The sequence below is a fragment of the Polaribacter sp. IC073 genome, from assembly GCF_007997075.1.
Lineage (GTDB): Bacteria > Bacteroidota > Bacteroidia > Flavobacteriales > Flavobacteriaceae > Polaribacter.
The window spans coordinates 34,846-56,265 of sequence record NZ_VORS01000013.1 but is presented as its reverse complement, the minus strand read 5'-3'; the positions used below and the strand labels follow the sequence as shown (position 1 = coordinate 56,265).

The window sequence follows — 21,420 nt, the reverse complement described above, 5'->3', positions numbered from 1 at the left end:
TTAATGAATAAGTTTCAAAAGAATTTACATTATTTAACTAATGTGGTTATTCTACTCTTTGTTTACGCTGTCAATTTCAATATTTTCAATGAACTTTTAGAATCTCAATCTCTTGTATTTAAACAAGTAATGTGAACCCTAATTTGTAGAAATGTTAGAATCGAACTAACTGACCTTTTAATAGCCATTCCCAAAATCTCTCTGATCGTTTTTTGCTGTTTCCCTTAGCGGCTGCAAATATAAAACTTATTCTAAACCTGACAAGAAAAAAATAAACTATTTTTTTTTCTTAAACTAAAAGAAGTCTTTAACACTTTTTTGACGGGCAATTAAAGGCTCTTTAAACAACTTATCAATGAACGAAACTAACAAACCACTGTTGCTGTTAGCGGCTGCAAACTTACAACACATTTTTAATATCTCAACTATTTTTTAACCTTTATTTTAAGTTTATTTTACAATCAAACCTAAGTGCATTATTTTAAGCAGCTTAAAAGCTGTTTTTAATTTTGTTGCTTTTATCGTTGTAATTAATTCCCTTAATATTTGACTGAATAAATACTTTTTAAATAGATAAATGGAGTATTGAACGTGTACTACAATCTATTTACACTACTAGTCTCTAACTTTAATCTAATATAACCAATAGAGTACTAACGTGTCTTTCAGGTGGTAAAAAGACGTGTTAGGGATTGAAACGGCATCCTTTTATGAAGTTATGAATAAAAGATATAGTGTAAAGCCCGACTTTTTTTTGGCTAAGGCTTTTAAAAACTAGTTAAAACCCATTTAAAAAAAGGAACACCATGAAAAAAACACTCACTTATAATAAGTACACATATATATTGTGTGAAATATTGTTTTCTAATATCTTTGCACCCTCAAATAGGATACATTAAATGATTAAAATTACTTTACCAGACGGAACTATTAAGGAGTTTGCTATAAACAGTACTCCGATGGATGTTGCAAAAAGCATTAGTGAAGGATTTGCTAGAAACGTAATATCTGCAAATTTTAACGACGTGACTGTTGAAACCACGACTCCATTAACCAGAGATGGATCGTTAATTTTATACACATTTAACGATGCTGCTGGCAAGAAAGCTTTCTGGCATTCTTCTGCGCACGTTTTAGCAGAAGCTATTTTAAGTTTTCATCCGAACGCTAAATTAACGATTGGTCCTGCAATTGATACTGGGTTTTATTATGATGTAGATTTAGGTGAAGACGTTATTTCTGACAAGGATTTTCCGGCAATTGAAAAGAAATTTTTAGAAATTGCCCGTGGAAAACATGAGTTTTCGATACGTTCTGTCTCTAAAGCGGATGCTTTGTCTTTATATAAAAAAGAAAATAACGAGTATAAAGTTGAGTTGATTGAAAACTTAACGGATGGAGAGATTACTTTTTGTGATCATAGCGACTTTACTGATTTATGTAGAGGAGGTCACATTCCTAACACAGGAGTCATAAAAGCGATTAAAATAATGAGTGTTGCTGGTGCTTATTGGCGTGGTGACGAAAAGAAGAATCAGTTAACACGTGTTTACGGAATTAGTTTTCCGAAGCAAAAGTTGCTAACTGAATATTTAGAATTATTAGAAGAAGCAAAGAAGCGTGATCACAGAAAACTTGGAAAAGAGTTAGAGTTGTTTACTTTTTCTCAGAAAGTTGGTGCTGGTTTGCCTTTATGGTTGCCAAAAGGTGCTGCTCTAAGAGGCCGTTTAGAAGATTTCTTAAAGAAAGCTCAGAAAAAAGCGGGTTATGAAATGGTGATGACACCACATATTGGTCAGAAAGAACTGTATGTTACTTCTGGACATTATGAGAAATATGGTGCAGATAGTTTTCAGTCAATAAAAACACCTAAAATGGATGAGGAGTTTTTATTGAAACCGATGAACTGCCCACATCACTGTGAAGTTTATAATTTCAAACCTTATTCTTACAAAGATTTACCTAAACGTTTTGCAGAATTTGGCACTGTTTATAGATATGAACAAAGTGGAGAATTGCATGGTTTAACGCGTGTTAGAGGTTTTACACAAGATGATGCGCATATTTTCTGTACACCAGAACAATTAGACCAAGAATTTAAAGACGTAATCGATTTAGTTTTATATGTTTTTAGTTCTTTAGGTTTTGATGATTTTACAGCACAGGTTTCTGTTAGAGACAAAAATACACCGGAAAAGTATATTGGTGATACTGAGACTTGGGAAATTGCTGAAAATGCAATTATAAATGCTGCGACCGATAAAGGTTTAGATTTTGTGATTGAAGAAGGTGAAGCTGCCTTTTATGGCCCTAAATTAGATTTTATGGTAAAAGACGCTTTAGGCAGAAGTTGGCAACTTGGAACGATACAAGTGGACTATAATTTACCAAAACGATTCGATTTAACCTATAAAGGGGCAGATAATCAACTACACAGACCGGTAATGATTCATAGAGCGCCATTTGGTTCTATGGAGCGCTTTATTGCGGTATTGCTAGAGCACACGGGAGGAAACTTCCCTCTTTGGCTAACACCAGATCAGGTTATCTTATTGCCAATCAGTGATAAATATCAAAAATATTCAGAAAAAGTTTTAGAATCGTTAGAAAATTCCGAAATTCGCGCACTCGTAGACAACCGAAGTGAGAAAACTGGTCGTAAGATTAGAGATGCAGAAGTTAGCAAAACACCATTTATGGTTATTATTGGTGAAAAAGAAGAGCAAGATGGCACGGTTTCTGTAAGAAGACATGGTGAAGGAGATATCGGTACATTTACAATTGAAGAATTTATTTCTTTAATTAAAACAGAAGAAAGCAAAACATTGAAGAAATTTTAATTAATTTTGAATTTCAATAAAATAATAAAAGGTTGAAAAACAACCATAAGTTAAACTTAAAATATATAGGTCATAGCAATACGTAGAAGCAGGTCGAGAAGACCGTTAAGAGTAATCAAAGAAGATCAGCATAGGATTAATGAAAAAATAAAATATGTTGACGAAGTTCGTCTTGTGGGCGAGAATGTAGAAGTTGGAGTTTATTCTTTAGATAAAGCTAAAGAATTGTCCGTTGAACTGGAGTTAGATTTGGTAGAAATTTCACCAAAGGCAAAGCCACCAGTTTGTAAAATTATTGACTACAAGAAATTCTTGTATGAGCAGAAGAAGCGTGAAAAATCTTTAAAATCAAAAGCAACGAAAGTTACTGTTAAAGAGATACGTTTTGGACCTCAAACAGATGAGCATGATTATGAATTTAAAAAGAAGCATGCTCTTAAGTTCTTACAAGAAGGAGCTAAATTAAAAGCATTTGTATTCTTTAAAGGTCGTTCTATCATATTTAAAGAACAAGGACAAATTTTATTATTAAAATTGGCCCAAGAACTAGAAGAATATGGTAAAGTAGAACAACTACCAAAATTAGAGGGTAAACGTATGATTATGTTTATTGCTCCTAAAAAAGTGAAATAACAATCTTATAAGCAAGATAAAAACGAAGGAGAGATGCCTAAAATGAAAACCAAATCTAGTGCCAAAAAACGATTTAAAGTTACTGGTACCGGAAAAATCAAAAGAAAGCACGCGTTTAAAAGTCACATCTTAACAAAGAAGTCTAAAAAACGTAAATTAAGGTTAACTCACGATGGTTTAGTACATAAATCGGACAAGTCTAACATTATGCAACAGTTAAACTTGAAATAAGTTTAACAAGGGAATTTAATTATTAACCATGTATTAGGCAATAAAAGAGTTTTGAGTTTTTAGTGTGTACTAACCCAATAAGAACTAAGCAAACCGCCTACTACAAAACACATTAAAATTATGCCAAGATCAGTAAATTCAGTAGCCTCAAGAAAAAGAAGAAAAAAAATCTTGAAGGCAGCAAAAGGTTACTTTGGACGTAGAAAAAACGTTTACACAGTAGCAAAAAATGCGGTTGAAAAAGGAATGCTTTATGCATACCGTGACCGTAAAAACAATAAGAGAAACTTCCGTTCTTTATGGATTGTGCGTATTAACGCTGCAGCTCGTTTACACGGAATGTCTTACTCTCAGTTCATGGGGAAAGTGAAAGCTAACCAAATCGAATTAAACCGTAAGGTTTTAGCTGATTTAGCCGTAAACAACCCAGGTGCTTTTAAGGCAGTTGTAGAGAAAATTAAATAAATATAAATTACTTGCTTATAATAAAAACCCAAACGAAACGTTTGGGTTTTTTTATTACTTTTATTCTTTTAAAAACTTCTATTAAAAATTTATAAAAATGAGATTACATATATTTACTTTTGCAGCATTATTACTAGTATCAATTTCTTCTGCACAAGAGGCTGTTAACGAGGACAACTCTCTTAGTAGTCAATTTGATAAAATTTATAGAACATCTACTAGCTATCAAAAATACAAAGTAATAAGCAAAGAAAAATTCTTACAATTAAAACAAGGTGTTTTAGATTCCTTGAAGATTTCTAAAAATCTAATCATAGAAAAAAACAACCTTCTTACAACTGAAAGAGAAGGAATTAATAAAACTCAAAATTTACTTGATAAAACTAAATTAGAGCTAGAGACGGCTATTCAAAAAGAAGATTCAATTTCTTTATTTGGCTTACAGATAAGTAAAACAATATATAACTTTATTCTATGGGGTTTGATACTATTCTTATTATTGGCCTTACTTTATTTTGTTTTTAAATTTTCTAAAAATAATATACTTACAAAAAAAGCTCAAAATAATTTACAGGATGTTGAATACGAATATGAGCAACACAGGAAAAAGACAATAGAAAGAGAACAGAAATTAAGAAGAGAATTACAAGATGAAATTAACAAACAAAGAAATTCATAAATACTAGCCGTATTTTCTATGAAAAAATAAATTTAATTCAGCATTTTCACTGTTCTATTAAACTTATATCAATAATCTTTAGTATCACCTAAAATAAAAAAATATTTTGTAGATTTATGAGCTAACCATCAAATTACAAAGATTGAATATACTACATATAAGTGCAGAATGTTTTCCGGTAGCTAAAGTTGGTGGACTAGCAGATGTTGTTGGAGCACTTCCTAAATACCAAAAAGAGTTAGATACTACGAGTAATGTAGTAATGCCTTATTATAATAATAAGTTTACAGAAAATAATAGTTTTGAAGAAGTCTATGAAAACTACATAGCTCTCGGCAATGAATATTATAATTTTAAGGTACTTAAACTTAAAGATGAGCAACTAGGTTTTGATCTTTTTTGTGTTGATATACCAGATTTACTTTATAAAAACTATGTCTATTCTAATGATGATACTGCGCGCTTTTTAGCTTTTCAAATAGCAACATTAGATTGGTTTTTAACTTTTGAAAAAAAGCCTGATATTATTCATACCCATGATCATCATACAGGGTTAATTCCCTTTATGATGTCTCATAGTTATAAATATGAAGCGCTAAAAAATATCCCTACAGTTTTAACCATTCATAATGCGCAATACCAAGGATGGTTTCCGCATGAAAAGGTAAATCTAATTCCGCCTTTTAATTTTGACAAGGTAGGTTTATTAGATTGGAAAGGCACCATAAACCCTCTTGCAGCGGCTATAAAATGTGCTTGGAAAGTAACTACCGTTTCTCCTTCTTATATGGAGGAATTAAAATTAAGTGCTAATGGATTAGAGAACTTACTAAACCATGAAAATGCAAAATGTGTGGGTATTTTAAATGGAATAGATTGGAATGTTTGGAACCCAAAAACAGATGAAAGATTAATAAAAAATTATACAACATCTAATGTGGTTTCTGGTAAAAGCACCAATAAAGAATGGTTATGTAAAGAGTTTAGCCTAGACATAAAGAAGCCTCTTTTTGCTTTTATTGGAAGATTAGTTGGTGAAAAAGGAGCCGATTTATTCCCCCAAATATTTAAAGTAGCGCTTGCCGAAAAGAAAATTTCTATTCTTTTATTAGGATCTGGGCACAAAGAAACAGAAAGTGCACTTACTGCAATGCCTAAAGAAAACTTTAATACATTTATAGGTTATGATGAAAAACTAGCACACATTATATATGCTGGTGCAGATTTTTTATTAATGCCCTCTCGAGTAGAACCCTGTGGTTTAAACCAAATGTATTCTTTACGTTATGGTACGGTACCAGTTGTGAATGCCATTGGTGGTTTAAAAGACACCATTATAGATATAGATAATGAGAATGGTTTTGGTATTATACATCATGGTGTTAGCGTAGAAAAAGTGACCAAAGCAATCAAAAAAGCTACAACATTTTATAATGAAAAAGGATTTCATGAAAATCTAAAAAAAATGATGTCAATAGACAATTCTTGGGGAAATTCTGCCCAAGAATATGTAAACTTATATAAATCTCTAAAAAATTAATTATGATAAATGATAAAGTACTGGGTATTATTTTAGGTGGCGGACAGGGGTCTAGATTGTATCCATTAACAAAAGATAGATCTAAACCAGCAGTACCTATAGCAGGGAAATATAGATTGGTAGATATCCCCATTTCTAATTGTATAAATTCAGACATTAAGAGAATGTACGTATTAACGCAATTTAATTCTGCCTCACTAAATGCTCATATCAAAAACACTTATCATTTTAGTTTTTTTAGTTCTGCTTTTGTAGATGTGCTCGCTGCAGAACAAACAATGCAGAGCGATAAATGGTTTCAAGGAACCGCAGATGCTGTAAGACAAAGTATGCATCACTTCTTACAAAACGATTTTGAGTATGCTTTGATATTATCTGGAGACCAGTTATACAACATGGATTTTAAAGACATGATTGAAAAACACAAACAAAGTGGTGCAGAAATATCTATAGCAACTTATCCTGTGAACGCTAAAGATGCCACATCTTTTGGTTTATTAAAAACAGATAATACAAATACCGTTACTTCTTTTATAGAAAAACCTGCAGCCGAATTACTACCAGATTGGACTTCTGAAGTAAGTGCTGAGATGAAAAGTGAAAATAGAAACTATTTAGCTTCTATGGGAATCTATATTTTTAACAGAGATTTATTGGTAGCGTTAATGGCGAATCCTGATACCATCGATTTTGGAAAGGAAATTATTCCGCAAGCCATTGGAAAACATAAAACAGTAAGTTATCCTTATGAAGGATATTGGACAGATATTGGAAATATTGATTCTTTCTTTGAAGCGAATTTAGGCCTAACAGATGATTTACCCAAGTTTAATTTATATGATGAGAATAGGGTTTACACGAGAGCTCGTATTTTACCTACATCAAAAATTTCAAACACCATTTTAAATAAAACTATTATTGCAGACGGTTGTATTATAAATGCAGAAAAGATAGAAAGATCTGTTATTGGTATTCGTTCTAGAATTGGTAAAGAAACCATAATTACCAATACTTATATGATGGGTAACGACTCTTATGAGTCTTTAGAAAACATTAAGAAAAATAAAATAGAAAACCAAATTGGTATTGGAGACAGATGCTTTATCAATAATTGTATTATAGATAAAAACTGTAGAATTGGAGATGATACTAGAATTAATGGGGGTTTACACTTAGAAAATATTGAAACAGACACATACCTGGTAAAAGATGGTATTGTAGTTATTAAAAAAGGGGCAGTAATTCCTAAAGGAACTATAATTTAAAACTATTTAATTTTTAATTAAAAACTAACATATGTCTAAAGTTATAGTACATAGTTTATTTTCAGATTTTGATATTAGCCTATTTAAAGCTGGTAAACATTATAAGTTATATGAGAAATTTGGATCTCATATTATAAAAAAAGAGGGTATAGAAGGCACTTACTTCGCGGTTTGGGCTCCTAATGCTAAAAAAGTTTCTGTAATTGGAGACTTCAATTATTGGAATGCTCAAGAACATCAATTGAATGTAAGATGGGATTCTAGTGGAATTTGGGAAGGTTTTGTTCCTTTTGCAGGAAAAGGGAATACTTATAAGTATAAAATAGAAAGCAATAGTAATAATGCGATCACAGAAAAAGCAGACCCTTATGCACGTAGGTGTGAACACCCACCAAAAACGGCTTCTATAATTTGGGAAGATAATTACTCTTGGAAGGATAAAAAATGGATGAAAGGGCGTAAAAAGCACAATGCTTTAAATGCACCATACGCTGTTTATGAAGTTCACTTAGGCTCTTGGAAACAAAAAGTAGAAGAAAATAGGTTTATGAGTTATACAGAATTAGCTGATGAACTTGTAAACTATGTTGCCGAAATGAATTTTACACACGTAGAACTTATGCCAGTAATGGAGTTTCCGTATGACCCAAGTTGGGGCTATCAATTAACCGGTTACTTCGCTCCTACTTCTCGCTTTGGTTATCCTGATGAATTTAAGTTTTTGGTTGATAAATTTCACGAGAAAGGAATTGGTGTTATTTTAGACTGGGTTCCTTCACACTTTCCTTCGGATGCTCATGGTTTAGGTAATTTTGATGGTTCTAGTTTGTATGAACATCCAGATCCTAGAAAAGGATATCATCAAGATTGGAAAAGTCTTATTTTTAATTATGGTAGAAATGAAGTAAAATCGTTTTTAATAAGTAATGCAATTTTTTGGTTAGAACAATACCATGCAGATGGTTTACGTGTAGACGCTGTAGCATCTATGTTATTTTTAGACTACTCTAGAGAAGAAGGCGAATGGGAACCAAATGAATTTGGGGGAAGAGAAAATTTAGAAGCAATTTCATTTATAAAAGAAATGAATGAAGCCGTTTATAAAAATTTTCCAGATGTACAAACCATTGCAGAAGAATCTACTTCTTTCCCACAAGTTTCTAGTCCGGTTTTTTCTGGAGGATTAGGTTTTGGAATGAAATGGATGATGGGTTGGATGCATGACACTCTAGATTATTTCTCTAAAGAAACTATTTATAGAAAACACCATCAAAACGATTTAACATTTAGTTTAAATTACGCATTTACAGAAAATTTTATGCTGCCATTATCACATGATGAAGTAGTATATGGTAAAAAGTCAATTGTAAATAAGATGCCTGGAGATGAATGGCAGAAATTTGCTAATCTACGCTTACTTTACAGTTTTATGTACACACACCCTGGAGCAAAGTTATTGTTTCAAGGAAGCGAATTTGGGCAAACAAGCGAATGGAATTTTAATGGAAGTTTAGATTGGCACTTATTAGCGTACGACGTTCATAAAGGAGCACAAATGCTTGTAAGAGATTTAAACAAACTTTACAAAGAAGAAACAGCATTGCACCAAAAACAATTTTCAGCAGAAGGTTTCGAGTGGATCGACCATGGAGATCATGAAAACTCTGTAATGACCTACATTAGAAAAGGAGATCATGAGAAAAACAATTTAATAATTATCTTAAACTTAACCCCAGTACCTAGAGAGAACTATAGAATTGGGTTGCCTAAAAAAGGTACTTTAAGAGAAGTTATTAATAGTGATGCGTCTAAATATTATGGCAGCGGAAATTTTAAAAACAAGAAATTAACCTCAGAAGTTAAAGAATGGAACAATAGAGAAAATTCTATAGAATTAAATCTACCACCATTAGGCATGCTTGCTTATAAATACAAATAAATTAACAAGTCCTCTTTTTTACATTACTACAATTATCATAAAAAAGAGGACTATTTTTTGAAACTTCATAAAAAAGAAACATTTTTCTAAGACCATAGAAAACCTTTTAAAATAAATCATATTTATCTAATTTATAAACAAATAAGTAATATTTTAGATCCAATAAGAGACGAATACGTTCTCGTAAATAAAAAGAGTCTTAATTATAATTACAAAACAAACTTTAGCGATTTTTGCAAGTTAAAATAAACAACCAAAATTATGATTGTTAATACAGAGTTAGAACAAAAAGGAAATTTATTTCCATCAGAAATTATAAATTATAAGAAAGATGTAGATACTTTACATTTTTCTACAAAGAATGGAGTTGTATTACAAGTAACCGTAGTAAGAGATAGTGTTATTCGTTTTAGATACAGCACGACAGGTAAATTTGAAAATGATTTTTCTTATGGAGTTACCGTACACGCTAGTAGAGGCTATAGTTTTTTAGATGTAACAGAGGATGAAACTCATTATATAATTACTACTTCAAAATTAATTTGTAAAGTTGAAAAACTAAGTTTACAAGTAAGTTTATTTGATGCGATCGATTTAAAATTAATTAATGAAGATGAAATTGGTTTTCATTGGGAGGAAAGTTATGAGCATGGTGGAGACATTGTAAAGATGAGCAAAGCCTGCCAAAAATCTGAAAGCTTTTATGGTTTAGGAGATAAACCAGTAGACGTAAACTTAAAAGGAAAACGTTTCGAAAACTGGGCAACAGATTCTTACGCATTTGGTAAAAATACAGATCCTATTTATAAAGCAATACCGTTTTACACAGCCATACAAGACAATAAATCTTACGGAATTTTCTTTGACAATACTTTTAAATCACATTTCGATTTTGCACACGAAAGAAGAAATGTAACTAGTTTTTGGGCACAAGGTGGTGAAATGAATTATTATTTCATCTACGGACCACAAATGGAAGATGTGGTTAAAAACTACACAGATTTAACAGGTAAACCTCATACGCTGCCTCCATTATGGGCATTAGGATTTCACCAATGTAAATGGAGTTATTACCCAGAAAGTAACGTAAAAGAAATTACCAAAACATTTAGAGACTTAAAAATTCCTTGTGATGCGATTTATTTGGATATCGATTATATGGATGGATTTCGTTGTTTCACTTGGGACAAGAAACACTTTCCCGACCCGAAAAGAATGGTAAAAGAACTAGAAGACGATGGTTTTAAAACTGTAGTAATTATAGATCCGGGAATTAAAATTGATGTAGAGTACGATGTTTTTAAAGAAGCATTAGAAAAAGATTACTTTTGTAAACGTGCAGATGGCCCTTATATGAAAGGTAAAGTATGGCCTGGAGAATGTTATTTTCCAGATTACACCAAACCAGAAGTTAGAGAATGGTGGTCTGGTTTATTTAAGGAATTAATTGAAGATATTGGTGTAAAAGGGGTGTGGAATGATATGAATGAGCCAGCTGTAATGGACGTTCCTAACAAAACTTTTCCAAATGATGTTCGTCATGATTATGATGGAAACCCTTGTTCACATAGAAAAGCACATAATATTTACGGGACACAAATGGCACGTGCAACCTACCACGGTTTAAAGAAATACGCGTATCCGAAAAGACCTTTTGTTATTACACGATCTGCCTATTCTGGTGCACAACGTTATACATCTACTTGGATGGGAGACAATGTTGCAACTTGGGAACATTTAGCGATTGCAAATAACCAAGCGCAAAGAATGTCTATGTCTGGTTTTTCTTTTGCAGGAAGTGACATTGGTGGTTTTGCAGAACAACCACAAGGAGAATTATTTGCACGTTGGATTCAATTAGGAATCTTTCATGCATTTTGTAGAGTGCATTCTTCTGGAGATCATGGAGCCCAAGAACCTTGGGTTTTTGGTGATGAAATAACCGATATTGTAAGAAAGTTTGTTGAACTTAGATACCAACTTTTACCTTATCTATATACTGCTTTCTGGAAATATATAAATGAAGGAACTCCTATTTTAAAGTCTTTAGTTTTATACGATCAAGCAGATACAGCTACTCATTATAGAAGTGACGAGTTTGTTTACGGAGAACAAATATTAGTTTGCCCAATAATAGAGCCTAATGCTAAAGGGAGAAGAATGTATATTCCTAGAGGTAAATGGTATAATTTCTGGACAGATCAATTGGTAGAAGGAGGAAAAGAAATATGGGTAGATGCAGACTTAGACAGTTTACCAATCTTTATTAAAGAAGGTGCTGTGATTCCTAAATACCCAGTACAACAATATGTAGGTGAAAAGAAGTTTGATGAAATTACCTTAGATGTATATTACAAAGAAGGCAAAGAATCGTCTAAATTATATGATGACGCTCATGATGGTTACGATTATAAAAAGGGAAGGTTCAGTTTGCGTACCTTTAAAGTTACTGGTAAAAAGGAGGAATTAATTTTACAACAACACAAACGTGGAGACTTTAATGCAGACTACAGTAAGTTTCATATTGTCTTTCATAATTTACCGTTCGAAATCACCTCGATTCAGATTGATAATGTAGCTATTGAATTAAAAAACTCAAACACTTCTAAAACTCAAGCTATCACTATAGATAAAGAGTTTACAGAACTGCATTTATTTGGAAAATAAGTAGGGCAGTATCCCTGAATTCAGGGATAAGTGACCCTGAATTCAGGGATACTAAATTTATACTGTTTTCAGGGATTGTGAGATACTTTTATCTACTATATATTTGTAGTGTTATTAAAGCTTACTTCCCCCACATTGTATAATTACTGTGAGATTTATTAACAAAAAATTATTCAACAAAAAAAAGCGATTCAAAGTTCTCCCCTAAAACTTTAATCGCTTTTCTTTTTTTAAAAACCGTAAACACTTCAATTTCTCAATTTTAAATTCTCTTTTTCAAGGCTAGTTTTATTTTTCTTCTAATTTTTTAATTTGCTTTTCTTTACTATTGCTTTTATAAGCAATTGCTATCACAACAACTTCTAGAAGAAGCAATGCTATTTTGGCTTTTTTACTTTTAGTTAAAACAGAAGTTAGTCCAATTAATTTTGTAGCTATCATAAGTATCATTTTTCTTCCCCCAAAGATACTTTCATACCACAGTTTGCATTAATTCATTTCAATTAAAAAATAACTCAAATAAAAAAGCCTCAGAAGAAATTCTGAGGCTTTATATTTACTAAAAAATGACAACTTTTAAATTCCGTCATTTAAACTTTTTAACTTTTCTGTATTTTCTGCCAACATCAATTCATCAATAATTTTCTGAATATCTCCATTCATAATATTAGGTAAATCATATAAAGACAACCCAATTCTATGATCTGTAACTCTACCTTGCGCATAATTGTAAGTTCTAATCTTTGCACTTCTATCACCAGAAGAAACCATAGAACCACGTTTTAAAGCGTCTTCTGCATTTTTCTTTGCCAACTCCATGTCGTACAAACGAGAACGTAATACTTTAAACGCTTTCTCCTTATTTTTATGTTGTGACTTTTGATCTTGACATTGTGCAACCAAACCTGTAGGAATGTGTGTTAAACGAACAGCAGAATACGTTGTGTTTACAGATTGACCTCCAGGACCAGAAGAACAGAAAAAATCGATTCTTACTTCTTTTGGATTGATTTCTACATCAAATTCTTCGGCTTCCGGAAAAACCATACATGTTGCAGCAGAAGTATGCACACGACCTTGAGTTTCTGTTTGTGGAACTCTTTGTACACGATGCACACCAGCTTCAAACTTTAAAATTCCATACACATCATTTCCTGTAACTTCAAACTGAATTTCTTTAAAACCACCATTTGTACCTTCAGAATAATCTACGGTAGAAACTTTCCATCCTCTAGCTTCACAATATTTTGTATACATTCTAAACAAGTCTCCAGCAAAAATACTTGCTTCATCTCCACCTGTTCCTGCACGTAATTCTACCACTGCATTTTTGGTGTCTTCTGGATCTTTAGGTATTAATAAGAATCTTATTTCATCTTCTAATTGCGGAATTCTAACATTGGCTTCATCAATCTCCATCTTTGCCATTTCGTTCATCTCTGCATCAGAACCATCAGCAAGAATTTCTTTAGCTTCTTCTATATTGTTCGTTATAGCTTGGTATTCATCACCTTTTACGACAACATCTCCTAAATCTTTATATTCTTTCATCAATTGCGCATAACGCTTTTGATCCATGATAATTTCTGGCTGAATAATTAAATCAGAAACTTCATCATAACGTTGTTTAACAATTCTTAATTTATCTAACATCTTCTACTCTTTTCTTGGATTGCGAATTTACAATTTTTATCGGAAAGTTAACTATTTCGTTTTTAGTATCTTTGAAGTAATCGAACTAAAAAAAGTAAAACTTTTACTGTAGATTTACTGTTATTATTGATTGTCTCCTATAATACTTCAGCTAAAAACTAAAATAAACTTTCTTTTAAATTGGAAAATAGCTCTGTATAAATAACAAGAATAGTGTTTTATTTTATAAAGTTTTATCTAAAACTATCTGCGGAATAGGATGAACCTTAAAATAAAAAGAAACCCTTTTTTTAAACAAATGAAGATTCTTGAAAAAACAGATCCTTTATTCTTAAAGGTTTAAGATGTAAATAAAACTACTACTCTGTTTAAAAATCATTCAACAAACACATACTTCTTTTGTTTGTAAAAACCTTAAAAATGAAATTTCTCATCGTTCCACTGTCGGAATAACATTCTTATCATTAATTTAGATGATTAGAAAAATATTCAATGATTAAAGTTAATTTTTGAGAGCTTAAATTAAGCATCTCCTTTCTACTGCAAAAAAATATTAAGAATTAAAGAGCAACATAACACCCGATAAAAACAGCAAACCTAAAACTCCGTTCTTTAAAACGACTTCGTTTAATTTAGCGTACGCCTTTTTTCCTAAATAGATTGCTAGTATAAAAAACGGCATTAAATATAATGAATACTGCACTTGTTCCATATTTAAAATACCTGTAGTATAAAGTGTCGGTATTCTAATGGCAGTAATTAAACCTAGAACACCAAACATCGTAGCTCTAAAAGTTTTCATTGTTACAGATGAATTCTTAACAACAATAACATATAAAGGACCGCCTGTTGAAAATAATCCCGAAAAAAAACCACCTGCAAGTCCTAATAAAAATTCTAGTCTCGGCTTATTAAATACTTTGTCTTTTGCGTAAATTGTATACACCACATACAGTAAGATAAAAATACCTAACGCCTTTTTTAGAAAAAAAGGTTTTCCGTGTGTCAACACCCAAACACCTAGACCAACTCCTAAAATAGTGGCAATACTAAGCTTTAGAATAATTTTTCTATCGATATTTCTCCATTCTTGAGAAATTAAATAAATACTAGAAAAAAGATAAAATATAGAAATGTAAGCGATGGCATCATGCAAACCCAAAACCAACAATAAAATAGGCAACGCAATTAAAGCTCCAGCAAAACCTGTTAATGTTTGAAAAAAGAAACCAAGGAAAATACCTAAGCCAACAACCAATAGAATTGTGATACTCATTTTTAATAAAATTTATCTTATTTAAAGGGTCAAAATTATTCATATATCTACAATATGTAAAATTGATTCAACAATAAAATCTATTCATTTTGATAATAAAATGTATTTTTACATATAAAACAATCGAATCGATGATAGATAGTATTGACAACAAAATAATCAATGAATTAAAACTAAATTCTAGAACTTCTTTTGCAGATATTGGTAGGAAAATTCACCTTTCACCGTCTTCTGTAAGAGAACGTGTTCAAAAATTAGAAGATGCTCAAGTTATTAAAGCGTATTCATTGCACGTAGATTACTCTAAACTAGGTTTCGGATTAGAAGTAATCATTATTCTCAAATTATTTAGCGGAAAAATAAAATTATTTATTGCAGATGTGAATCAGTTTTCTGAAATAAAAGAAGCTTACAGAATTACTGGCTCTCAAAACATACATATTCGTGCTGTTTTAAAAGACCAACTTCACTTACAACAATTTATAGATACGTTGATTAATTACGGAGACACAATGACACATCTTATTTTATCAGAAATAAAAAAGGATAAAAGTCTTTGATGGATTTAAAATTAATTGAAAATTGAACTTTCTAAGTTTGAAAAGGCTAACTTCGTTATTGTCTGATATAATACATTAAAACACACTATATCAACAAAGTACTCTGTAATTTAAAAACCTACGATTATGAAAACAAAAAGCTACGATACCGTCACTGAAGCAATGTCTGATCTTAAAAAACTTGGTTATACTATTGATTTTTCTATCTTAACAGATAAGGAATGTCTTGTTTGCAGTTTCACAGCAACTGAATTATCGCCAGAGGATTTTGAAATAGATCATTTTTACAGATTTGAAGGAGATAGCGATCCTGGAGATGAAATGATTGTTTATGCAATTTCTTCCATCAAAAATAATTTGAAAGGAATTGTTGTAAACGCATACGGAATTTACGCAGATAGTGCATCTTCAGCAATCGTAAAAAAATTAAAAATGCATCCTAAACAATAAGTTCGTTTCAGTATAAAATGGAATATTTTGTAGAAAATGATTCATTAAATATTGATTGTTCTAATGATGATTCTTGTATTCATTTTCTTTTGATAGCGTAAATTAGTTTGGATTGTTTCTAAACCTAAAAGTAATTAACTTCGTTTTCGACTGACATAATTAGTTAAAAATCGCCATATTGTAAAAAATGTAGCATATTAAAACTGAATACAAAATGGAAATATACTTATTGATTTTATCTTCTTTATTTCCATTTTATACTTTAAATAATAAAATTAAGTCTGAACCATATTTTGTTAATTTAAAACAAAAAAAAGATTCTTTAATAATTTACGGAAAAATTAAAGATAATGTTGGTGATTCATTTAAATATGCAAAGGTTGAAATTCAGAGTTCAAAGTAGAAAATAAAAATAAGTAAAAAAGGAAGCTATGAAATAAATGTAACTGAACTTTTCAATAAAAAAAATGAATTAATCCTTAAGTTTTCTTTTTTAGGATACAAGACTGAAAAAAGAAAGGTTAACAAAGAATTATTCAAGATGAATAATATGCTTGAAATAAACATTCGACTTAAAGAAGATAGCATCGTGATTGAGTGTCCTACTGGAAAATAAACTTGCTATGGCAATGTATATAAAAAATTATTTCTTAAATGAACACCAAACTTCCCATACAAAAACACAATAATTCAATTTAAAATTTTAAAAAAAAGCCAAAAACTTTTAAAGCTTTTGGCATTTTTAATTTCCTATCAAAAGTTTATCCACATTTAGAAGAACCACAATCTTTACATGTTAAACAGCCTTCTTGATAAATTAAATTGTTAGAATTACAGCTTTCACAGCTATGTCCTTTTACTTCTGTACCATCTTCAACATACCTTTTCAATGCACGTTGCACTCCGTTTTTCCACGTACTTATAGATTCTGAATCAAATTGTAAACTTTGTATCAACTCTACAATTTTATCAATTGGCATTCCATGACGTATGGTTCCTGAAATTAATTTGGCATAATTCCAAAATTCTGGATTGAACTTATGAGACAATCCCTCTATTGTTGTTTTATACCCTCTTTTATTTTTGTATTGAAAATCGTAACGCGAAGAACCGTCTTCATTTCTGTTTTTAATAATCAATCCTTTTTCTACCCAACGCGGAATTAAAATTCCATCTTCATCATCTAATAATCCTGTAAATATTTCATAAGGCCTGTCATCAACCAAACCTACAAAAGCAATCCATTTTTCTTTCTGATTTTGAAAACGAACCACGTCTGCGGCTATTGATTGCGGACGTTTTTGTGAAAAACTAGTCTCTTTTATTTTGTCGTCTTTCTTGTCTTCCGCAGAAATTAAGACGCCAGAACGCGAACCATCTCTATATACAGTAACTCCTTTACAACCAACTTCCCAGGCTTTTAAATACAATTCTCCCACCAATTCTTCTGTGGCATCATTGGGTAAATTAACGGTAACACTAATAGAATGATCTACCCATTTCTGAATTGCACCTTGCATTCTTACTTTACTATCCCAATCAATATCATTAGAAGTTGCTTTGTAATAGGGCGATTTTTTCACTAATTCGTTGATATCTTCTTGTGTGAAATTCTTTGAAGAATCGATATTATTTACATCCATCCATTGTTTAAAACGATGGTGAAAAACTACATACTCTTCCCAAGAATCTCCTACCTCATCCACAAAATCTACACGCGTATTTTTATCATTAGGGTTTACTTTTTTCCTACGTTTGTACACCGGCATAAAAACAGGCTCAATTCCAGATGACGTTTGTGTCATTAAACTAGTTGTTCCTGTAGGCGCAATGGTTAACAAAGCAATATTTCTACGCCCATATTTTAACATTTCTGCATACAATTTACTATCTGCTTCTTTTATTCTTAAAATAAACGGATTGTCTTTTTCTCTATCTGCATCAAAAATAGCAAATGCACCTCTTTCTTTTGCCAAATTTACAGAAGCTCTATAGGTTTCTATTCCTAAAACCTTATGCACTTCCGTAGAAAAAGTATTTCCTTCTTCGCTTCCGTAACGAATTCCTAAAGCTGCCAACATATCTCCTTCCGCAGTAATTCCTATTCCTGTTCTTCTTCCTTCAAAAGCTTTTTGTTTGATGTTTAGCCAAAGATTTTTCTCTGTAGCTTTTACATCCTCTCCTTCTGGATCTGCTTCTATTTTTGCTAAAATTCCATCAATTTTTTCTAGTTCTAGATCGATGATATCATCCATCATTCTCTGCGCAATAACAATGTGTTTTTTGAACAAATCGAAATTAAATATTGCTTTGTCTGTAAACGGATTTTCTACATAAGAGAATAAGTTTATGGCTAATAAACGACAAGAATCATACGGACATAAAGGAATCTCGCCACAAGGATTTGTAGAAACTGTTTTATAGCCTAAATCTGCGTAACAATCTGGCACTGATTCGTTGATAATGGTGTCCCAGAATAAAATACCTGGTTCTGCAGATTTCCATGCGTTGTGTACAATTTTACTCCAAATTTCAGTTGCTTCTATTTCTTTGGTATACGTAGGTTTTTCACTATTAATAGGATATTTCTGCACGTACTTTCCATCGCCTTTTACGGCTTTCATAAAGTCGTCATCAATTCTCACAGAAACATTTGCTCCCGTCACTTTTCCTTGTTCTAATTTTGCATCAATAAAATCTTCTGCATCTGGGTGATTGATCGAAACAGACAACATCAATGCTCCTCTTCTTCCGTCTTGTGCAACTTCTCTAGTTGAGTTTGAATAACGTTCCATAAAAGGAACAATTCCTGTAGATGTTAATGCTGAATTTTTAACTGGAGAACCTTTTGGGCGAATGTGAGATAAATCATGACCAACACCTCCTCTACGTTTCATTAATTGCACTTGTTCTTGGTCAATTTTCATGATGCCTCCGTAAGAATCCGATTCACCATCATTACCAATTACAAAACAATTAGACAAAGACGCAATTTGAAAAGGGTTTCCAATTCCTGCCATCGGGCTTCCTTGGGGAACAATATATTTAAAATCTTTTATCGCCTCAAAAACTTCTGACTCGGTTAATGGGTTTTCATATTTCTGCTCTACTCTTGCAATTTCTAAAGCAATTCTTTGATGCATTTCATCAGGAGTACTTTCGTAAATATTATCAGCAGAATCTTTTAAAGCATATTTATTTAACCACACACTAGCGGCTAATTCATCACCTTTAAAGTAGTTAAGTGCAGCTTTTAAAGCCTCGTCTCTAGAATATATTTTACGAGGAGTGTGTACTGTTTTTGATTTCATTATATGGGGCAATTTAAAATGATTTATGAAGAAATAAATATCCTACAAAGATACAACCTAAAGAATGATAATTATCATAAAGTTTTTACCAAAACCAACTAACTAATTGATTTTTAGATAAATAAAAACTTATAAACATAGAGAAGTTAACAAATAATTTATTTATTTTGAATCACAAAGACATGAAACAAAGCTACTTATTATCAGCATTTTAAAATTGATTTTATCTTGATTACTCTCAAATTATAGGCTTTTAAAATTAAGAAAACATAGGTAAATAATACCTTATTTGTAAAAACTTCACGAAACCACATTTTAAACTACGGAAACCCGTAGTAATAATTGCTTTTGCAATTGTAGGTTTACAACAGATATGAATTGGGATCAAAAGTTTTTATTCTGGTGTCTGTAATTAGCAAATGTTAATCTAAAATATGGAAAGATTAAAACAGGAAAAAATTTATGTTCTTACTCTTTTAATAAGTGTGTTTTTACTTAATTGATGCAGTAGTAACTCTAAAAATGACAATTAAACAGAGCCTTTTTAAAATTGAGATTGCAATTTGGCAATTTAAAGATATGGAATCAGGTTTTTATTACTCTATCAAAAATGACAGAAACAACCCTATTATAAAATTTGTTAGATTAAAACTTATCACTTAAATAGCTGAAGATAATTGGAGTTATAGACTGTAAAGTAACATTTGCTAAAACCTTATAAAAAAACAGAAAACGAGACTCAAAATGAGTGATATAAATAAAATGTTTAAATTAATTTAAAAAAGTATGATTAAAAAATCAATGAAAATGATGGCAGTATTATTTGCTTCATCAATGTTATTAACTTCTTGCTACTCTTACACAAGTGTTGTCGGAGAAGGAGCAAAAGGAAATTCTCAAACGACCCAATGGAATCATTATGTTGTTTACGGTTTAGCCCCTGTTGGAGTTTCTGATTCTAAACAAATGGCAAATGGCACGAAAGATTACACAGTTCACACCAGACAAACATTTGTTAACGGACTAGTAGCTTCTTTAACTTTTGGAATTTACACTCCATCAACTACAACAGTAACTAAATAGTTCATGACTTAAATAAAGAAAGGTAATTTAATAATTACCTTTCTTTTTGAATAAATAACCTAAAATGAATAAAGCAGTATTTTATATTTCAGCTATAATTTCTATTCTATTATTAGTCAATATATTTCAAATACTTACAAATGACTTTGAACGATTGACTGAATATGGTTTTGGATATTTAATTGGAAAAGTAATTCTTTTTGTAATATTTTTGACTTTCCTACTTTTAACGAAAAAAAGTATTCTAAAAGATAAAGAAACTGAATAAAGCACAATCTACAACTCCTTGTGAAATTAATTGCTCGTTATAGCCAATTCACCAAACTCCTCACTTAACCACGCAACAAACCGTGCACAATCTCGTTGGCAGTAAGTCCATACGAAACCTAAATATTATCAATAAAAATTACAAAATGAAAAAGCTGATTATTTTACCAATTTTAATTATTACATTATTTATTAACTCTTGTTCAAGCGATGACGACAACTCTAATCCTTTAAGTTTTGAAGGTAATTGGAGCGGACAATATACTGGCGAAGGAGATAACGGAACTTGGAGTATGACAATAGATGGAAATGGAAATATTTCTGGAACTACAATATCTAATGTATTTAGTGACACTTTTGATGTCAATGGAAATGTTCAAGCTAACGGAAACTTGAGTGTAACTATCGGAACTGCAAATAGTGGAGCAACATTTATTGGAGAAATGGAGGGAACAACAGCGAGCGGAACTTGGAATAATTCAAGCCTAAACTACAATGGGAAGTGGACTGGAAATAAACAATAGTTGTGAACAAGATGATAAGTAATAGTAAATTTTTCTA

18 protein-coding genes are annotated in these 21,420 nt (G+C 31.3%); 14 read left to right on the top strand and 4 right to left on the bottom strand.

Features of this window, described 5'->3' with window-relative positions; genetic code table 11:
* The first annotated feature begins 899 nt into the window (after positions 1 to 899).
* From thrS to ES045_RS15485, 9 genes are all read left to right on the top strand, one after another.
* Positions 900 to 2,840: a threonine--tRNA ligase gene (thrS, locus tag ES045_RS15525; RefSeq protein WP_147117189.1), complete on the top strand. Its 1,941-nt coding sequence runs from the start codon at positions 900 to 902 to the stop codon at positions 2,838 to 2,840.
* 114 nt (positions 2,841 to 2,954) lie between these two features.
* Complete coding sequence (gene infC / locus ES045_RS15520) at positions 2,955 to 3,473, top strand: translation initiation factor IF-3 (RefSeq protein ID WP_262712872.1); 519 nt, start codon at positions 2,955 to 2,957, stop codon at positions 3,471 to 3,473.
* A gap of 33 nt (positions 3,474 to 3,506) precedes the next feature.
* Positions 3,507 to 3,704, top strand: a complete 198-nt coding sequence (gene rpmI, locus ES045_RS15515) for a 50S ribosomal protein L35 (protein ID WP_100946252.1) — start codon at positions 3,507 to 3,509, stop codon at positions 3,702 to 3,704.
* A gap of 120 nt (positions 3,705 to 3,824) precedes the next feature.
* Entirely contained in the window at positions 3,825 to 4,169 is a 345-nt protein-coding gene (rplT, locus tag ES045_RS15510; protein WP_147117187.1) for a 50S ribosomal protein L20, read from the top strand.
* Between the two features lie 97 nt (positions 4,170 to 4,266).
* The gene (locus ES045_RS15505) at positions 4,267 to 4,848 is read left to right on the top strand and encodes a hypothetical protein (protein WP_147117186.1); all 582 of its coding nucleotides are present in this window, start codon (positions 4,267 to 4,269) and stop codon (positions 4,846 to 4,848) included.
* A 142-nt stretch (positions 4,849 to 4,990) separates the two neighbouring features.
* The gene (locus ES045_RS15500) at positions 4,991 to 6,388 is read left to right on the top strand and encodes a glycogen synthase (RefSeq protein ID WP_147117185.1); all 1,398 of its coding nucleotides are present in this window, start codon (positions 4,991 to 4,993) and stop codon (positions 6,386 to 6,388) included.
* A 2-nt stretch (positions 6,389 to 6,390) separates the two neighbouring features.
* The gene (locus tag ES045_RS15495) at positions 6,391 to 7,653 is read left to right on the top strand and encodes a glucose-1-phosphate adenylyltransferase (protein ID WP_147117184.1); all 1,263 of its coding nucleotides are present in this window, start codon (positions 6,391 to 6,393) and stop codon (positions 7,651 to 7,653) included.
* Between the two features lie 31 nt (positions 7,654 to 7,684).
* Positions 7,685 to 9,592, top strand: coding sequence for a 1,4-alpha-glucan branching protein GlgB (gene glgB / locus ES045_RS15490; RefSeq protein ID WP_147117183.1), 1,908 nt, complete (start codon positions 7,685 to 7,687; stop codon positions 9,590 to 9,592).
* A gap of 261 nt (positions 9,593 to 9,853) precedes the next feature.
* Positions 9,854 to 12,259, top strand: a complete 2,406-nt coding sequence (locus ES045_RS15485; RefSeq protein ID WP_147117182.1) for a glycoside hydrolase family 31 protein — start codon at positions 9,854 to 9,856, stop codon at positions 12,257 to 12,259.
* Positions 12,260 to 12,547: 288 nt separating this feature from the next.
* On the opposite strand, the gene ES045_RS16480 is transcribed toward ES045_RS15485, so the two are convergent.
* The 3 genes from ES045_RS16480 to ES045_RS15475 form a co-directional block, all read right to left on the bottom strand.
* Positions 12,548 to 12,700, bottom strand: coding sequence for a hypothetical protein (locus tag ES045_RS16480; RefSeq protein ID WP_189663125.1), 153 nt, complete (start codon positions 12,698 to 12,700; stop codon positions 12,548 to 12,550).
* A gap of 135 nt (positions 12,701 to 12,835) precedes the next feature.
* Positions 12,836 to 13,912: a peptide chain release factor 1 gene (gene prfA, locus ES045_RS15480; protein ID WP_147117181.1), complete on the bottom strand. Its 1,077-nt coding sequence runs from the start codon at positions 13,910 to 13,912 to the stop codon at positions 12,836 to 12,838.
* 553 nt (positions 13,913 to 14,465) lie between these two features.
* Complete coding sequence (locus tag ES045_RS15475) at positions 14,466 to 15,188, bottom strand: sulfite exporter TauE/SafE family protein (RefSeq protein WP_147117180.1); 723 nt, start codon at positions 15,186 to 15,188, stop codon at positions 14,466 to 14,468.
* Positions 15,189 to 15,319: 131 nt separating this feature from the next.
* On the opposite strand from ES045_RS15475, the gene ES045_RS15470 reads away from it, so the two are divergent.
* Together ES045_RS15470 and ES045_RS15465 are read left to right on the top strand one after the other, a co-directional pair.
* Positions 15,320 to 15,748: an Lrp/AsnC family transcriptional regulator gene (locus ES045_RS15470; protein WP_100946261.1), complete on the top strand. Its 429-nt coding sequence runs from the start codon at positions 15,320 to 15,322 to the stop codon at positions 15,746 to 15,748.
* A 126-nt stretch (positions 15,749 to 15,874) separates the two neighbouring features.
* Complete coding sequence (locus tag ES045_RS15465; protein ID WP_147117179.1) at positions 15,875 to 16,198, top strand: phosphoribosylpyrophosphate synthetase; 324 nt, start codon at positions 15,875 to 15,877, stop codon at positions 16,196 to 16,198.
* 761 nt (positions 16,199 to 16,959) lie between these two features.
* Here the strand turns inward: ES045_RS15465 and ES045_RS15455 are convergent.
* Positions 16,960 to 19,509 (bottom strand): adenosylcobalamin-dependent ribonucleoside-diphosphate reductase, encoded by a 2,550-nt coding sequence (locus ES045_RS15455; RefSeq protein ID WP_147117177.1) that lies wholly within the window; start codon positions 19,507 to 19,509, stop codon positions 16,960 to 16,962.
* 786 nt (positions 19,510 to 20,295) lie between these two features.
* On the opposite strand from ES045_RS15455, the gene ES045_RS15450 reads away from it, so the two are divergent.
* From ES045_RS15450 to ES045_RS15440, 3 genes are all read left to right on the top strand, one after another.
* The gene (locus ES045_RS15450; RefSeq protein WP_223267277.1) at positions 20,296 to 20,592 is read left to right on the top strand and encodes a Bor family protein; all 297 of its coding nucleotides are present in this window, start codon (positions 20,296 to 20,298) and stop codon (positions 20,590 to 20,592) included.
* 64 nt (positions 20,593 to 20,656) lie between these two features.
* Entirely contained in the window at positions 20,657 to 20,860 is a 204-nt protein-coding gene (locus tag ES045_RS15445) for a hypothetical protein (RefSeq protein ID WP_147117176.1), read from the top strand.
* 145 nt (positions 20,861 to 21,005) lie between these two features.
* On the top strand, positions 21,006 to 21,383 hold the full coding sequence (locus ES045_RS15440) for a hypothetical protein (RefSeq protein ID WP_147117175.1): 378 nt from the start codon (positions 21,006 to 21,008) through the stop codon (positions 21,381 to 21,383).
* The last annotated feature ends 37 nt before the right edge of the window (positions 21,384 to 21,420 follow it).

Excerpts from the sequence above, each read along its gene's own strand:
- ES045_RS16480 (WP_189663125.1), bottom strand. The coding sequence starts at position 12,700 with ATGATAGCTACAAAATTAATTGGACTAACTTCTGTTTTAACTAAAAGT.
- glgB (WP_147117183.1), top strand. The coding sequence starts at position 7,685 with ATGTCTAAAGTTATAGTACATAGTTTATTTTCAGATTTTGATATTAGC.
- ES045_RS15450 (WP_223267277.1), top strand. The coding sequence starts at position 20,296 with ATGATTAAAAAATCAATGAAAATGATGGCAGTATTATTTGCTTCATCA.
- rplT (WP_147117187.1), top strand. The coding sequence starts at position 3,825 with ATGCCAAGATCAGTAAATTCAGTAGCCTCAAGAAAAAGAAGAAAAAAA.
- prfA (WP_147117181.1), bottom strand. The coding sequence starts at position 13,912 with ATGTTAGATAAATTAAGAATTGTTAAACAACGTTATGATGAAGTTTCT.
- rpmI (WP_100946252.1), top strand. The coding sequence starts at position 3,507 with ATGCCTAAAATGAAAACCAAATCTAGTGCCAAAAAACGATTTAAAGTT.
- ES045_RS15445 (WP_147117176.1), top strand. The coding sequence starts at position 20,657 with ATGAATAAAGCAGTATTTTATATTTCAGCTATAATTTCTATTCTATTA.
- ES045_RS15465 (WP_147117179.1), top strand. The coding sequence starts at position 15,875 with ATGAAAACAAAAAGCTACGATACCGTCACTGAAGCAATGTCTGATCTT.
- ES045_RS15505 (WP_147117186.1), top strand. The coding sequence starts at position 4,267 with ATGAGATTACATATATTTACTTTTGCAGCATTATTACTAGTATCAATT.
- ES045_RS15440 (WP_147117175.1), top strand. The coding sequence starts at position 21,006 with ATGAAAAAGCTGATTATTTTACCAATTTTAATTATTACATTATTTATT.
- ES045_RS15470 (WP_100946261.1), top strand. The coding sequence starts at position 15,320 with ATGATAGATAGTATTGACAACAAAATAATCAATGAATTAAAACTAAAT.
- ES045_RS15475 (WP_147117180.1), bottom strand. The coding sequence starts at position 15,188 with ATGAGTATCACAATTCTATTGGTTGTTGGCTTAGGTATTTTCCTTGGT.
- thrS (WP_147117189.1), top strand. The coding sequence starts at position 900 with ATGATTAAAATTACTTTACCAGACGGAACTATTAAGGAGTTTGCTATA.
- ES045_RS15455 (WP_147117177.1), bottom strand. The coding sequence starts at position 19,509 with ATGAAATCAAAAACAGTACACACTCCTCGTAAAATATATTCTAGAGAC.
- ES045_RS15485 (WP_147117182.1), top strand. The coding sequence starts at position 9,854 with ATGATTGTTAATACAGAGTTAGAACAAAAAGGAAATTTATTTCCATCA.
- ES045_RS15495 (WP_147117184.1), top strand. The coding sequence starts at position 6,391 with ATGATAAATGATAAAGTACTGGGTATTATTTTAGGTGGCGGACAGGGG.